Genomic DNA, 14,610 nt, shown 5'->3' on the forward strand with positions numbered 1-14,610 from the left:
AACTCCCTGGTGCCGGCGGCGGGGAAAACGCCGCCGGCACCAGGGAGTTCGGCCCGCGGCATCCGCCGCGACAGTACCGGGGGAACGAGGTGCTCGCAGGAAGCCATGACCCGTTGCTGGTCACGCTGTCGGTGGTCGTCGCCGTGCTGGCCTCGTTCACCGCGCTGGACATGGCCGCGCGCGTCAACGCCGCGCCTTCGCGCCGCGCCGCGCTGCCGTGGCTGCTGGCCGGCGGCATCGCGATGGGCACCGGCATCTGGTCGATGCACTTCGTCGGCATGCTCGCCTTCAGCCTGCCGATCCCGCTCGCCTACGACCCGTGGACCACCCTGCAATCGCTGCTGGCCGCCGTGGCGGCCGCGCTGTTCGCGCTGTGGCTGGTATCGCTGCCGACCCTGCCGCGGCTGCGGCTGGTGCTGGGCGGGCTGTTGATGGGGCTGGGCATCGCCTGGATGCACTACGTGGGCATGGCCGCGCTGCACATGCAGCCGGCCATCGACTACGAACCGGTCCGCTTCGTGCTGTCGGTGCTGGTGGCGGTGGCCGCCGCATGGGCCGCGCTGTTCATCGCCTTCCGCCTGCGCGCGACGCAACGGGCGCTGCCGCTGCGGTTCGCCGCCGCCACGGTGATGGGCCTGGCCATCGTCGGCATGCACTACACCGGCATGGCCGCCGCGCGCTTCCCGGCCGGCGCGGCATGCGGCGCGGCGCAGCGGGGCGGCATCGGCGGCGGCTGGCTGGCCGCCGGCGTGGTGCTGCTGACCGTGGCGGTGATGCTGGTGGTACTGCTGGTTTCGCTGTTCGAGCAGCGCCGGCAGGCGCGCCTGCTGCAATTGCGCAACACCACCCTGGCCGCCTCGCTGGACGAGGCCCAGCGCGAGCTGCTGCATGCCAGCCGGCACGACGCCCTGACCGGCCTGCCCAATCGCCAGCTGGCGCACGAACACATCACCCTGCTGCTGCAGCAATGCACGCGGGAGGGGCGCACCTGCGCGGTGATGGTGCTGGACCTGGATGACTTCGGCCACATCAACCGCGCCTTCGGCCCGCAGGCCGGCGATGCGGTGATGGCCGACGTCGCCGCGCGGTTGCGACAGGCGCTGCCGGCCGGCGGCGTGGTCGGCCGGCTGGGCGGCGACCGCTACGTGGCCGCCGCGTCGCTGGAGCATGCCGACGCCGCCACCACGCTGGCGCAACGCCTGCTGGGCACGCTCGCGGCGGTGCAGGTGGCCGGGCGCGGCCTGCACGTCAGCGGCAGCCTCGGCATGGCGGTGCAGCCATTGCCGGGCGACTGCGCCACCCAGCGGGTGTCGCAGGCCGAAACCGCGCTTGCCCACGCCCGCCAAGCCGGCCCCAACCGCCATGCGCACTACGCCGAGTGGATGGATGCCGGCGCCGCGCACGACCAGCACCTGCTCGACGACCTGCGCGCGGCCATCGGCACCCCGCAGCTGTCATTGCACTACCAACCGCGGGTGTGGGCCGATAACGGCCGGGTCTGCTGCGCCGAGGCGCTGCTGCGCTGGCGCCATCCGGAACACGGGCCACTGCCCAGCCAGCGCGTGGTGCGCCTGACCGAGCGGCACGGGCTGACGGAGGCACTCGGGCAATGGGTGCTGGACGAGGCCTGCCGGCAATTGCGCAGTTGGCGGGACGCCGGCCACCGCGACTGGCAGGTGTCGGTCAACCTGTCCGCGCAGCAACTGGCCTCGCCCGCCCTGGCCGATATCGTGCGCCAGTGCCTGCAGCAGAACGACCTGCCCGCCGCCCAGTTGCTGCTGGAGATCGACGAAACCAGCGCGGTGCACGCCGGCGCCGAAGCGCCGGGCACCCTGCACGCCCTCGCCGCGCTGGGCGTGGGCATCGCCATCGACAACTTCGGCGGCGGCAACGCCGGCCTGCTGCAGTTGCGGCGGCTGCCGGCCAGCCGCATCCTGCTGCACCCGGCCTTCGTGCAGGCGCTGGAGGAACGCGACGAGGACGCCACGCTGCTTGCGGCCGTCGTCACTCTTGGCCATGCGCTGGACATGGAAGTCGGCGCCAAGGGCATCGAGAACCCGCGCCAGCGCATCCACGTCGAGCAGTTGGGTTGCGACCAACTGCAGGGCCACCAGATCGGCCGCCCGGCCAGCGCCGAGCAGTTCATCCGCCTGTACGGCAGCCACTGAGACCGGCCGGAACGGTTCTTGCACGCAAGCGGCTGACCTTCCCTTGCGCGGCGCGTCATGGCGGAAAACGAAGACGGCACCGAAAAAACCGAACAGCCAACAGCCAAACGCCTGCGCGATGCCCGCGAGAAGGGCAACGTCCCGCAGTCGCGGGAACTGTCCACCGCCACGGTGTTCGTCGCCGCGGTGCTGTCGCTGTACGCGCTGTCCGGCTACATGGGCGGCGCCGCGCGGCAGTGGATGAAGCTCGCGCTGAGCCCGGACCCGGGCCTGCTGCATGCCCCGCAGGCGCTGTTCGGCCATGCCGGCTGGACCCTGCTGAAGCTGATGCTGGTGTTCGCGCCGCTGCTGCTGGTGTGCCTGGCCGCCGGCTTCGTCGCACCGGTGCTGATGGGCGGCCTGCGTTTTTCCAACAAGGCGCTGATGCCCGACCTGAACCGCCTGAACCCGATGACCGGGCTCAAGCGCATCTACGGCCCCGAGTCGCTGGCCGAGCTGACCAAGTCCCTGCTGCGCATCGTCTTCGTCGGCGGCGCCGTCGCGCTGGTGGTCTGGCACGGCGTCGGCGGCCTGCGCAGCCTGCTGCGGCTGCCGCTGGAGAGCGCGGTCCACGACGGCCTCGGCTTCACCCTGCGCCTGCTGCTGGCCGCGGCCGGGGCGATGGCGCTGCTGGCGGCCATCGACGCCCCGTACCAGAAATGGAACTGGCTGCGGAAGCTGAAGATGACCCGCGAGGAGCTCAAGCGCGAGATGAAGGAAAGCGAGGGCAGCCCCGAGGTCAAGGGCCGCATCCGGCAGATGCAGATGCAGCTGTCGCAGCGGCGGATGATGGAGGCGGTGCCCACCGCCGACGTGGTGCTGGTCAACCCCACCCACTATGCGGTGGCGCTGAAGTACGAGGCCGGGCGCATGAACGCGCCGACCGTGGTCGCCCGCGGGGTGGACGAACTGGCCCTGCGCATCCGCCAGGTGGCCGACGGCAACCGCGTGGCCATCGTCTCGGCGCCGCCGCTGGCACGCGCCTTGTATAGGGAAAGCCAACTCGGCAAGGAAATCCCCGTGAGACTGTATTCGGCCGTCGCCCAGGTCCTGTCCTACGTCTATCAGCTGCGCACCTGGCGCAGTGGGCCGATGCCGGCCCTGCCCGCCCTGGACGTGGATGAATTCGGCAAGGGAGCCCGCCGATGAGCGCGCAGCCGCTGCCCAACACCGCCCGCCGGATACTGGACCTGCTGCGCCACGGGCTGGGCGCGCCGCTGATCGTGCTGGCGCTGCTGGCGATGGTGGTGGTGCCGCTGGCCGCGCCGGTGCTCGACGCCCTGTTCACCTTCAACATCGCCATCTCGCTGCTGGTGCTGCTGGCGGTGGTGTACGTGAAGCGGCCGCTGGACTTCACCATCTTCCCGATCGTGCTGCTGGTCACCACCATGCTGCGGCTGGCGCTGAACGTGGCCTCCACCCGCGTCATCCTGCTCAACGGCCAGAACGGCCACGAAGCCGCCGGCAAGGTCATCGCCTCGTTCGGCGAGTTCGTGATCGGTGGCAACTACGCGGTCGGCATCGTGGTGTTCGCGATCCTGACCATCATCAACTTCGTGGTCATCACCAAGGGCGCCGGGCGCGTGTCGGAAGTGACCGCGCGCTTCATCCTCGACGCCATGCCCGGCAAGCAGATGGCGATCGACGCCGACCTCAACGCCGGCCTGCTGACCCGCGAGGAAGCCAAGCTGCGCCGCGAGGAAGTGCGCGAGGAAGCCGACTTCTACGGCGCGATGGACGGCGCCAGCAAGTTCATCCGCGGCGACGCCATCGCCGGCATCCTGATCCTGTTCATCAACCTGCTCGGCGGCCTCGCCGTGGGCGTGCTGCAGCACGGCATGCCGTTCGGCGACGCCGCCTCCACCTACACCCTGCTGTCCATCGGCGACGGCCTGGTGGCGCAGCTGCCGGCGCTGCTGGTGTCCAGCGCGGTGGCGATGCTGGTCACCCGCGCCTCGCGCTCGCAGGACATGAGCGAGGCGATGATGGGGCAGGTGTTCGGCCAGTACCGGGCGCTGGCGATCGCCGCCGGCATCATCGGCCTGGTCGGGCTGGTGCCGGGCATGCCCAACCTCGCCTTCCTGACCCTGGCGGCCATCCTCGGCTTCCTCGCGTGGAAGCTGTGGAAGCGCGAACAGGCCGGCGGCGGCGCCAGGCCACCGGCCGGCGACGCCACCGCCGCACCGGGCGAAATGACCGCCCTCGGCGTACCGGCGCCCGCGCCGACCGCCGAGCTGAGCTGGGACGAACTGCGCCCGGTCGATCCGCTGGGGCTGGAAGTGGGCTACCGGCTGATCCCGCTGGTGGACAAGGCGCAGGGCGGCGAGCTGATGGCGCGGATCAAGGGCGTGCGCCGCAAGCTCACCCAGGACGTCGGCTTCCTGATCCCGCCGGTGCACATCCGCGACAACCTGGAACTGCCCGCCGCCGGCTACCGGCTGCTGGTGCACGGCGTGCCGGTGGCCAGCGCCGACATCCACCCCGATCGCGAGCTGGCGCTGGACCCCGGCAGCGCGATGGGCCAGCTCGAAGGCATCCCCGGCAAGGACCCGGCGTTCGGGCTGGACGCCACCTGGATCCAGCCGCACCAGCGCGCCCATGCCGAATCGCTGGGCTACACCGTGGTCGACCCGGCCACCGTGGTCGCCACCCACCTGTCGCACCTGATCCGCGAGCACGCCCCGGAACTGCTCGGCCACGAGGAAGTGCAGCAGCTGCTGGCCACCCTGGCCAAGAGCGCGCCGAAGCTGGCCGAGGACCTCACCCCGAAGGCGCTGCCGATCCCGGTGATCGCGCGCGTGCTGCAGAACCTGCTGATCGAGCACATCCCGATCCGCCAGCTGCGCAAGATCGCCGAGGCACTGGTCGAGAACGCCCCGCTCAGCCAGGACCCGGCGGTGCTGACCGCCGCGGTGCGCAACGCGCTGGGCCGTTTCATCGTGCAGGAGATCGCCGGCATGTCGCCCGAGCTGCCGGTGTTCACCCTCAACCCGCAACTGGAACGGGTCTTGCAGGAATCAACGCAGGGCAACGGTGCCGCGCTGGAACCCGGTCTCGCCGAGCGCCTCCACCAGAGTCTTGCCGACTGCGTCGGCAAGCAGGAGGCGCGCAACGAGCCGGCCGTGGTGCTGGTACCGGGCCCGGTCCGCGCCGCGCTCGCGCGCATGGTCCGCCACAGCGTCCCCTCGCTGTCGGTGCTGGCCTACAGCGAGGTACCGGAAGACAAGCGCCTGAAACTGGTCGGCACGATCAGCTGAAGGCTCCTGGCAACCGGCACCGGCGACGGAAAACCGCCACTGCCACGAAGCACGTAAGGAGCACGCACCGCCATGCACGACACCGCCACTGCCCCCGCTCCTTCCCTGCCCCCCCATTCCGATTCCCGAGCCGCCAGCATGAAGATCAAACGTTTCGTCGCCGCCGACATGCGCACCGCCATGAACCTGGTGCGCAAGGAACATGGCCCCGATGCCGTGATCCTCTCCAACCGGCGCATCGAGGAAGGCGTCGAGATCGTGGCGGCCGCCCATTACGACGAATCCGTGGTGCAGCGTGCCCTGGAGGCCGCTCGCCCGGCCCCGGCCGCCGCGCCCAAGCCGCGCAGCGCCGCCGAAGCCATCATCGCCGCGGTCACCCGCCGCAGGGCCCCGGAAGCCGAAACCGAGCCGGTGGCCGCCACCACCTCGGCGGTGGCCGAACTGGCGCGCTCGGCGGTGGGCGCCACCGGCCGCTCCATCGACAGCAGCCTGGAACTGGCCCCGGGCAGCCGCTTCCCGGCCCAGCCGCGGCCGCAGCCGAAGGCCCCGGCCGCGACGGTGCCGGAGCAGGTGTTCGCCAACTTCCTCGGCAACGCCGAGGCCGCCACGGCCCTGCCGCCGCGGGAAACCGTCGCGGCGGCACCGGCGCCTGCGCCGGTCAACCGCGCCCGCTTCGTCATCGACCCGCCGCTGGAAGAGCCCGCACCCGCCCCGTTGGCCACCGCGCCGGTCCAGCCGGTCCAACCGGAATTGGCGCCGGTGCAGATGCCGGAGCCTGCCGCCCCGGCGCTGAGCGTGGTCGCCAGTGCCCCGCGCGACGACGAGCAGCTGACCCAACTGCGCCAGGAAATGACCGGCATGCGCCAGCTGATCGAGCGCGAGATGCACCGCCTCAACGACGAGCGCCTGCGCGGAAACCCGGTGCGCGCCAGCGCCCTGGACCTGATGGACGAATACGGCTTCGACGCCGGCCTGGCCCGCGACGTGGCGATGCAGATCCCGGCCGACACCGATCCGGCCCGTGCCCGTGGCCTGATGCTGGGGCTGATCTCGAAGAAGCTGCCGATCACCCCGGCCGACCCGATCGAGACGGGCGGCGTCATCGCCCTGGTCGGCCCCACCGGCGCCGGCAAGACCACCACCATCGCCAAGCTGGCCTCGCGCTTCGCCGAAACCCACGCCCCGCGCGACGTCGCCCTGGTCACCACCGACACCCAGCGCATCGGCGCCCGCGAGCAGCTGTACGGCTTCGGCCGCCAGCTCGGCATCGCCGTGCACGAGGCCCACAGCGGCACCAACCTGAACCAGTTGCTGGAGCGGCTGGCCGACTACAAACTGGTGCTGATCGACACCGCCGGCCTCGGCCAGCGCGACCGCGCCCTCACCGCCCAGCTGCAGTGGCTGCGCGCGGCCGGGCAGATCCGTACCCTGCTGGTATTGCCGGCCAACACCGGCTTCCAGGACATGGACGAGGTGGTGCGCCGCTTCGGCGCGGCCAACCCGCAGGGGCTGGTGCTGACCAAGCTGGACGAGACCGGACGGCTGGGTTCGGCGCTTTCGGTGGCAGTGGATCACCATTTGCCGATCACATGGGTGACGGATGGGCAGGATGTGCCGGAAGATCTGCACCGGGCCTCGGCGGCCAATCTGGTACTTCGCCTTGAAGATTTGCGCCGAGCGGCCGATATGCCATGCAGTACTCCGGAGTTGACCGATGCCGTCGCGTGAATACGCCAAACTGACCAACGCCTTCCCGCTGTCGGCCACCCGCCTGCAGCCGGCCGGGCCGGTGCGCACCATCGCGGTGACCGGCGGCAAGGGCGGCGTGGGCAAGACCAACGTCTCGGCCAACCTGGCCGTGGCGCTGGCCGACATGGGCAAGCGCACCCTGCTGCTGGACGCCGACCTGGGCCTGGCCAACATCGACGTCATCCTCGGCCTGCAGCCGAAGAACACCCTGGCCGACCTGGTCGCCGGCCGCTGCACGCTGGAGGAAGTCATCATCGAGGGCCCTGGCGGCGTGCTGGTGGTGCCGGCCGCGTCCGGCCGCCGGCACATGGCCGAGCTGCAGCCGGCCGAGCACGTCGGTCTGGTCAACGTGTTCTCCGAGCTGGAACGCGACCTGGACGTGATGATCATCGACACCGCCGCCGGCATCACCGACAGCGTGCTGACCTTCTGCCAGGCCGCGCAGGACACCGTGGTGGTGGTCTGCGACGAACCGGCCTCGATCACCGACGCCTACGCGCTGATCAAGGTACTCTCGCGCGAGCGCGGCGTGGACCGCATGCAGGTGGTGGCCAACATGGTGCGCGACCCCAACGAGGGCCGCGTGCTGTACGAGAAGCTGGTGCGGGTCTGCGACAAGTTCCTCGCCGACGTCTCGCTGAACTACCTGGGCTGCGTGCCGCAGGACGACTGGCTGCGGCTGTCGGTGCAGCGCCAGCAGCCGGTGGTCAAGCTGTACCCGGCCTCGCCGGCGGCGCAGGCCATCCAGGAGATCGCCCGCCGCACCGCGCGCTGGCAGGCGCCCACCGAGCCGCGCGGCGGCGTCGAGTTCTTCCTCGAGCGCATCCTGCAGCAGCGCGGGGTGGCCACATGAAACCCGCGGCCGCCGCCCACTACCGCGAAGTGCAGCGCGCCAGCGCCAACGACGTCATCGTCCGCCACTCGGACCTGGTGCGGCGCATCGCCCACCACCTGGCCGCGCGGCTGCCGGCCAGCGTCGAGATCGACGACCTGATCCAGGCCGGCATGATGGGCCTGATCGAGGCCTCGCGCAGCTACGACGCCGAACAGGGCGCCTCCTTCGAAACCTACGCCTCGATCCGCATCCGCGGCTCGATGATCGACGAGATCCGCCGTGGCGACTGGGTGCCGCGCTCGGTGCACCGCCGCGCCCGCGACGCCGCCGCCACCATCCGCCGGCTGGAGCAGGAAACCGGCCGCGCCGCCAGCGCCAGCGAAGTGGCCGAGGCGATGGAGATGCCGCTGCCGGACTACCTGCGGCTGATCGAGGACGCCGCGCGCGGCCAGGTGCTGAGCCTGGAATCGCGCATCGAGGACCAGGGCGAACTGGACACCCCGACCAGCGGCGGCCCGACCCCGCAGCAGATGCTCGAACGCAGCCAGTTCGGCGAGGAGCTGGGCAAGGCCATCGCCGTGCTGCCCGAACGCGAGCAGCTGGTGCTGTCGCTGTACTACGAGCAGGAACTGAACCTGAAGGAGATCGGCGCGGTGCTCGGCGTGAGCGAGTCGCGCGTCTGCCAGATCCACGGCCAGGCCATGCTGCGCCTGCGCGGCCGGCTGAAGATTTTCGAGGCGGCCGACGCCGGCCTCGACGAACCATGAAGAGGAACACCTTTTGAACAAGAACATGCGGATCCTGATCGTCGACGACTTCTCGACCATGCGGCGCATCGTCAAGAACCTGCTGGGCGACCTGGGCTTCACCAACACCGCCGAAGCCGAGGACGGTCACGCCGCGCTGGCGCTGCTCAACAGCCAGCCGTTCGATTTCGTGGTCACCGACTGGAACATGCCGGTGATGACCGGCATCGAGCTGCTCAAGGCGATCCGCGCCGACGCCCGGCTCAAGACCCTGCCGGTGCTGATGGTCACCGCCGAGGCCAAGCGCGAGCAGATCATCGAGGCCGCGCAAAACGGCGTGAACGGCTACATCATCAAGCCGTTCACCGCGCAGACCCTGCAGGAGAAGCTGGGCAAGATCTTCGAGCGGCTGGGGGCCAGCGCCTGATGAACGCCTCCGCGGGCACCGCAAACGAAAGGGCCCTGCTGGCGCAACGCCTGCAGGACGCGCTGACGGCACTGGAAAGCGGCGACGAAACCGGCTGGCGCCGGGAAATTGACGCCCTTGCCGCGGCGCGCGAGAAACCGATGGTGGCCGGGCTCGGCCGGCTGGCGCGCGAGCTGGGCAAGGCGCTGGGCGAACTGCCGACGCTGCCGTCCGAGGCCGGCGAGCTGACCGATGCCTGCGCGCGCCTGGACCACGTGGTGGAGATGACCGAAAAGGCCACCCACCGCACCCTCGACCTGGCCGAGGAATGCCGCACCCTGACCGCGCACCTGCACGAAGGCGCGCTGCCGGCCGAGGAACAGCAGCAGGTGCTGGACCGCATCCGCCACAACCTGACCGAGATCGCCCTGACCCAGAGCTACCAGGACCTGACCGGGCAGATCATCCGCCGCGTGGTCGGCATCGTCCGCCGCGTGCACGAGGGCTTCGGCGCGCTCGGCCTGCCGCCGCCCGAAAACGAGAGCCGCGACGGCCTGGCCGGCCCCGCCGTCACCGGGCTGGACCGCCACGCCGTTTCCCAGAACGACGCCGACGACCTGCTCTCCGACCTGGGGCTGTGACGCCATGAGCGCCTTCGACGAGGACATCGCCGCCGACTTCATCCTCGAGGCCCAGGAAATCCTGGACCGCCTCGGCGAGCAGTTGGTGACGCTGGAACAGGCGCCGCAGGACGGCGACCAGCTCAACGCGGTGTTCCGTGGCTTCCACACGCTCAAGGGCGGCGCCGGCTTCCTCGGCATCAACGCGATGGTCGAGCTGTGCCACGCCGCCGAGGAAACCCTGGGCATGGCGCGCTCGGGCAAGGCGGTGTTGCAGGCGCACCACTTCGACGCCGCGCAGCAGTCGCTGGACTGGCTGCAGGCCATGCTCGACGCCGTTTCCGCCGGCACCGAACCGGAGCACGCGCCGCCGGCGCTGATCGCCCTGTTCGACGTCGACGCGGTCCCGGCCGCCGCCCCGGTGGCCGCCGCCGCGGCCGACGGCGACCTGATCGACGAAGACGAATTCGAGGCCCTGCTCGACCAGTTGCACGGCAGCGCCGCACCCGGCGCCAAACCGGCCGCCGCGGCAAAGCCCGCCAAGGGCGGCGACGACCTGATCAGCGAGGACGAATTCGAGGCCCTGCTCGACGAACTGCACGGCGGTGCCGCTCCCGGCGCCAAGCCGGTCGCGGCCGCCGCGCCGGCCGCCAAGGCCAAGGCCGGCGACGACCTGATCACCGAAGACGAATTCGAAGCCCTGCTCGACGAACTGCATGGCGGTGCCGCCCCCGGTGCCAAGCCGGTTGCAGCCACCGCCGCTGCGCCGGCCCCGGCGCCGCGCACGACGGCCACGCCCAAGCCCGCCGCCGCCCCGGGCAAGCCGGCCGTCGAGCCCGAGCACACCGTCCGCGTGGACACCAAGCGGCTGGACGCCATCGTCAACCTGATCGGCGAGCTGGTGCTGTCGCGCAACCGCCTCAAGACCCTGCGCATGCGCCTGAAGGACGAGGAGCTGGACCGCGCCGTCTCGGTGCTGGACATCGCCACCGCGCGCCTGCAATCGGCGGTGATGCGCACCCGCATGCAGCCGGTGGGCAAGGTGTTCTCGCGCTTCCCCAAGGTCGCCCGCGACGTCGCCCGCAACCTGAAGAAGGAAGTGGACCTGGAGCTGATCGGCGCCGAGACCGAGCTCGACCGCAACCTGGTCGAGGCACTGGCCGACCCGCTGGTGCACCTGGTGCGCAACGCCATCGACCACGGCATCGAGATGCCCGAGCTGCGCGAGGCGCAGGGCAAGCCGCGCAGCGGCCACGTGCGCCTGTCCGCGCACCAGGAAGGCGACTACGTCAGCATCGAGGTGCAGGACGACGGCGCCGGCATCGACCCCGAGCGGCTGCGCGCCAAGGCGCGCGAGAAGGGCCTGCTCGACCCCGAGGCCGCCGCCCGCCTGAGCAGCGAGGAATGCCTGCACCTGGTGTTCCTGCCCGGTTTCTCGACCAAGCAGGAGGTCACCGACATCTCCGGCCGCGGCGTCGGCATGGACGTGGTGCAGTCGCGCATCCGCGAACTGAGCGGGCAGATCCAGATCCAGTCCGAGCTCGGCCGAGGCAGCCGTTTCCTGATCCGCGTGCCGCTGACCCTGGCGATCCTGCCGACCCTGCTGGTGCAGGCCGGCGAGGACATCTACGCGCTGCCGCTGGCGCGGGTGATGGAAGTGCTGCACGCCCCGCCCTCGTCGCTGGGCTGGTTCGACGGCCGCGCCGTGCTCGACCGCAAGTCGCACACCCTGCCGCTGCTGGACCTGCGCCAGTGGCTGGACGTGGAGCCGATGCAGGCCAGCCTGCTGACCATCGTCGTGCTGCAGATGGGCGAGGCCCGCTTCGGCCTGGTCGTGGACCAGGTGCGCGGCCGCGAGGAAGTGGTGATCAAGCCGCTGCCCAAGGCCCTGCGCGGGCTCAACGGCTACGCCGGCGCCACCCTGATCGGCGACGGCCGCATGGCGCTGATCCTCGACGTGGACGGCCTGCGCAGCCAGGACTGAGCGCCGGCCGGTTCAAGTCCCCCCTGCAGACGCCGATATTCCATCAATGGACAGACTCAGCATCATCGGACTTTTCCTTGCCCTGGCCTCGCTGGTCGGCGGCAGCATCCTCAAGGGCGCGGGCCTGTCCTCGCTGTGGTCGCCCGCCGCGTTCGTCATCGTCATCCTCGGCACCATCGCCGCGATCCTGCTGCATACCTCGCCGGCGATCTTCCGCCATGCCTTCCGCATCGTGCGCTGGGTGGTGCGGCCGCCGGCCAGCGACCGCCAGTTGCTGATCCGGCAGATCGTGGAATGGAGCAACATCGCCCGCCGCCAGGGCCTGCTGGGGCTGGAACCGCATGTGGAGCAGCAGGACGACCCGTTCGTGCGCAAGGGCCTGCAACTGGTGGTCGACGGGGTAGAGCCGGACGCCATCCGGCGCATGCTGGAGATCGAGCTCAGCGGCCAGGAGCACCGCGACCTGGCCGCGGCCAAGGTATTCGAGGGCATGGGCATCTACGCGCCGACGCTGGGCATCATCGGCGCGGTGCTGGGCCTGATGGCGGTGATGAAGAACCTGGCCGACCCGAGCAAGCTCGGCCACGGCATCGCCGCCGCGTTCACCGCCACCATCTACGGCATCGCCTCGGCCAACCTGCTGTTCCTGCCGGTCTGCGCCAAGCTCAAGAGCGTGATCGCGCACAACAGCCGCGACCGCGAGATGATCATCGAGGGCCTGATCGCGATCGCCCAGGGCGAGAACCCGCGCAACATCGAAACCAGCCTGGCCGGCTTCCTGGGCTGAGGTTCGGATCATGGCCCGCCGCACCGCCCACGAAGAGCACGCCAACCACGAGGCATGGGCCATCCCCTATGCCGACCTGATGACGCTGCTGCTGGCGTTCTTCGTGGTCATGTACGCCATTTCCTCGCTCAACGAGGGCAAGTACCGGGTCATGGCCGACGCCCTGACCACCGCCTTCGGCGGCGCCCCGCGCACCATCACCCAGGTGCAGGTGGGCAACCAGCAGGTGCAGGGCGGCGGCCACGACAGCCCGTCGGTGATCCGCGCGCCGAGCATGACCGGCGGGGCGATGTCCGACCCCACCCGGCTGCCGTCGATGGCCTCGCAGATGACCCAGCCGGTGTCGCTGCGCGACCGCGAGCACCTGCAGCGCGCCGAGCGCCAGCTCAGCCGCATCGCCGAGCGGCTGAACCTGTCGCTGGCGCCGCTGGTGGACAAGGGCGTGATCAACGTGCGCCGTACCGAGCTGTGGATCGAGGTGGAGATCAACAGCGACATCCTGTTCCCGACCGGCTCGGCGACGCTGGAGGCCAGCGCCCGCCAGACCCTGGGCACGCTGGCCGACGTGCTGCGGGACGTACCCAACGGCGTGCGCGTGGAAGGCCATACCGACAACGTGCCGATCGCCACCGCGCAGTACCCGTCCAACTGGGAGCTTTCGGCCACCCGCGCGGCCAGCGTGGTGCACCTGTTCGCCGACCACGGCGTGCAGCCGCAGCGGCTGGCGATGATGGGCTACGGCGAATTCCGCCCGCGCGAAAGCAACGACCTGCCCGAAGGCCGCAACCGCAACCGGCGGGTGATGGTCATCATCCTGGCCGACTCGGCCGCCAGCGCCGACGCGCTGGCCGACGACGTGGTCGCCACCGCCGCCGAACAGGCCGCTGCGACGACGACCGACAGCGCCACCCCGGCCGCCGCCCCCGAGGCGGCCCAGCCGGCCGCAACAAGAGGAGTGCACTGATGCGTATCTGGGCCATTGCCAACCAGAAGGGTGGCGTCGGCAAAACCACCACCACCCTGGCCCTGGGCCGCGGCCTGGCCACCGCGCCCAAGCGCGTGCTGCTGGTCGACCTGGACGCGCAGGGCAACGCCACCATGGGCAGCGGCGTGGACAAGCGCGAGGTCGCCGCCTCCACCTGCGACCTGCTGCTGGGCGAAAGCAGCGCCACCGAGATCCGGGTCAAGGCGCCGGAAGGCTACGACCTGCTGCCCGGCAACATCGACCTGACCGCCGCCGAGATCCAGCTGATGGAGCAGGACGGCCGCGAGCAGCGCCTGAAGCAGGCGCTGGCGCCGATCCGCGATGCATACGACTTCATCCTGATCGACTGCCCGCCGGCGCTGTCGCTGCTCACCCTCAACGCGCTGGCCGCGGCCGATTCGGTCATCGTGCCGATGCAGTGCGAGTACTACGCGCTGGAAGGCCTGAGCGCGCTGGTGGAAACCATCGAGGCGTTGCAGGTCAACCTGAACCCGGCGCTGGAAATCGAAGGCGTGCTGCGCACCATGTTCGACATCCGCAACAACCTGGCCAACGCCGTGTCGGCGCAGTTGACCGAATACTTCGGCGACCGCGTGTTCCGCACCATCGTGCCGCGCAACGTGCGCCTGGCCGAGGCGCCCAGCCACGGCCAGAGCATCGTCGGCTACGACCGCACCTCGCGCGGCGGCGTGGCCTACCTTGGCCTGGCCGGCGAATTGATCCGCCGTACCGAACAACGCAACAAGGCCGTCAGGGCCGTGGAGGCCGTCTGATGAGCGCACCGAAGAAGCGTGGCCTTGGCCGCGGGCTGGACGCATTGCTGGGCCCGAAGGGCGCGGTGACGCCGGTGTCGGTGGCCGCCGTGGCCGAGCCGCAGCCGGGCGAGGTGCTGCGCAAGCTGGGCATCGACCAGTTGCAGCCGGGCAAGTACCAGCCGCGCCGGGAGATGGACGAGGCCAAGCTGTCCGAGCTGTCCGAGTCGATCAAGGCGCAGGGCGTGATCCAGCCGATCCTGGTGCGCCAGGTCGCCGGCG

The 14,610-nt window shown here is 70.7% G+C and carries 13 protein-coding genes; all 13 read left to right on the forward strand.

Annotation, left to right across the window (positions count from 1 at the left end; genetic code table 11):
• Positions 1-2,168 (forward strand): putative bifunctional diguanylate cyclase/phosphodiesterase (locus ABB34_RS13580; protein WP_211258212.1); only part of this gene is annotated, 2,168 nt, incomplete at its 5' end.
• 57 nt (positions 2,169-2,225) lie between these two features.
• Positions 2,226-3,356: a flagellar biosynthesis protein FlhB gene (gene flhB, locus ABB34_RS13585; protein ID WP_057641914.1), complete on the forward strand. Its 1,131-nt coding sequence runs from the start codon at positions 2,226-2,228 to the stop codon at positions 3,354-3,356.
• On the forward strand, positions 3,353-5,464 hold the full coding sequence (flhA, locus tag ABB34_RS13590; RefSeq protein ID WP_057641915.1) for a flagellar biosynthesis protein FlhA: 2,112 nt from the start codon (positions 3,353-3,355) through the stop codon (positions 5,462-5,464). The genes flhB and flhA overlap by 4 nt, the downstream gene beginning before the upstream one ends.
• 138 nt (positions 5,465-5,602) lie before the next feature.
• Positions 5,603-7,192, forward strand: a complete 1,590-nt coding sequence (flhF, locus tag ABB34_RS13595; protein WP_057641916.1) for a flagellar biosynthesis GTPase FlhF — start codon at positions 5,603-5,605, stop codon at positions 7,190-7,192.
• A complete protein-coding gene (locus ABB34_RS13600; protein ID WP_057641917.1) occupies positions 7,179-8,066 on the forward strand; it encodes a MinD/ParA family ATP-binding protein in 888 nt (295 codons plus the stop codon). Before flhF ends, ABB34_RS13600 begins: the two co-directional genes overlap by 14 nt.
• The gene (locus ABB34_RS13605; protein WP_057641918.1) at positions 8,063-8,815 is read left to right on the forward strand and encodes an RNA polymerase sigma factor FliA; all 753 of its coding nucleotides are present in this window, start codon (positions 8,063-8,065) and stop codon (positions 8,813-8,815) included. Before ABB34_RS13600 ends, ABB34_RS13605 begins: the two co-directional genes overlap by 4 nt.
• A 13-nt stretch (positions 8,816-8,828) precedes the next feature.
• Positions 8,829-9,221: a chemotaxis response regulator CheY gene (cheY, locus tag ABB34_RS13610; protein ID WP_057641919.1), complete on the forward strand. Its 393-nt coding sequence runs from the start codon at positions 8,829-8,831 to the stop codon at positions 9,219-9,221.
• Entirely contained in the window at positions 9,221-9,841 is a 621-nt protein-coding gene (locus tag ABB34_RS13615; RefSeq protein ID WP_057641920.1) for a protein phosphatase CheZ, read from the forward strand. The genes cheY and ABB34_RS13615 overlap by 1 nt, the downstream gene beginning before the upstream one ends.
• Positions 9,842-9,845: 4 nt before the next feature.
• Positions 9,846-11,804 carry a chemotaxis protein CheA gene (locus tag ABB34_RS13620; protein WP_057641921.1) on the forward strand — a complete coding sequence of 653 codons (1,959 nt, stop codon included), beginning with the start codon at positions 9,846-9,848 and terminating at the stop codon, positions 11,802-11,804.
• A gap of 46 nt (positions 11,805-11,850) precedes the next feature.
• Complete coding sequence (locus tag ABB34_RS13625) at positions 11,851-12,591, forward strand: flagellar motor protein (RefSeq protein WP_057641922.1); 741 nt, start codon at positions 11,851-11,853, stop codon at positions 12,589-12,591.
• Positions 12,592-12,598: 7 nt separating this feature from the next.
• Positions 12,599-13,555 (forward strand): flagellar motor protein MotD, encoded by a 957-nt coding sequence (gene motD / locus ABB34_RS13630; protein WP_425478991.1) that lies wholly within the window; start codon positions 12,599-12,601, stop codon positions 13,553-13,555.
• Entirely contained in the window at positions 13,552-14,349 is a 798-nt protein-coding gene (locus tag ABB34_RS13635; protein WP_057641924.1) for a ParA family protein, read from the forward strand. Before motD ends, ABB34_RS13635 begins: the two co-directional genes overlap by 4 nt.
• Positions 14,349-14,610: ParB N-terminal domain-containing protein (locus ABB34_RS13640; RefSeq protein ID WP_161808920.1), on the forward strand; the 262-nt coding region annotated here is incomplete at its 3' end. The genes ABB34_RS13635 and ABB34_RS13640, both read left to right, overlap by 1 nt.

Origin of the sequence: Stenotrophomonas daejeonensis, assembly GCF_001431505.1 — a bacterium.
GTDB lineage: Bacteria > Pseudomonadota > Gammaproteobacteria > Xanthomonadales > Xanthomonadaceae > Stenotrophomonas > Stenotrophomonas daejeonensis.

Excerpts from the sequence above, each read along its gene's own strand:
- flhB (WP_057641914.1), top strand. The coding sequence starts at position 2,226 with ATGGCGGAAAACGAAGACGGCACCGAAAAAACCGAACAGCCAACAGCC.
- flhA (WP_057641915.1), top strand. The coding sequence starts at position 3,353 with ATGAGCGCGCAGCCGCTGCCCAACACCGCCCGCCGGATACTGGACCTG.
- flhF (WP_057641916.1), top strand. The coding sequence starts at position 5,603 with ATGAAGATCAAACGTTTCGTCGCCGCCGACATGCGCACCGCCATGAAC.
- ABB34_RS13600 (WP_057641917.1), top strand. The coding sequence starts at position 7,179 with ATGCCGTCGCGTGAATACGCCAAACTGACCAACGCCTTCCCGCTGTCG.
- ABB34_RS13605 (WP_057641918.1), top strand. The coding sequence starts at position 8,063 with ATGAAACCCGCGGCCGCCGCCCACTACCGCGAAGTGCAGCGCGCCAGC.
- ABB34_RS13615 (WP_057641920.1), top strand. The coding sequence starts at position 9,221 with ATGAACGCCTCCGCGGGCACCGCAAACGAAAGGGCCCTGCTGGCGCAA.
- ABB34_RS13620 (WP_057641921.1), top strand. The coding sequence starts at position 9,846 with ATGAGCGCCTTCGACGAGGACATCGCCGCCGACTTCATCCTCGAGGCC.
- ABB34_RS13625 (WP_057641922.1), top strand. The coding sequence starts at position 11,851 with ATGGACAGACTCAGCATCATCGGACTTTTCCTTGCCCTGGCCTCGCTG.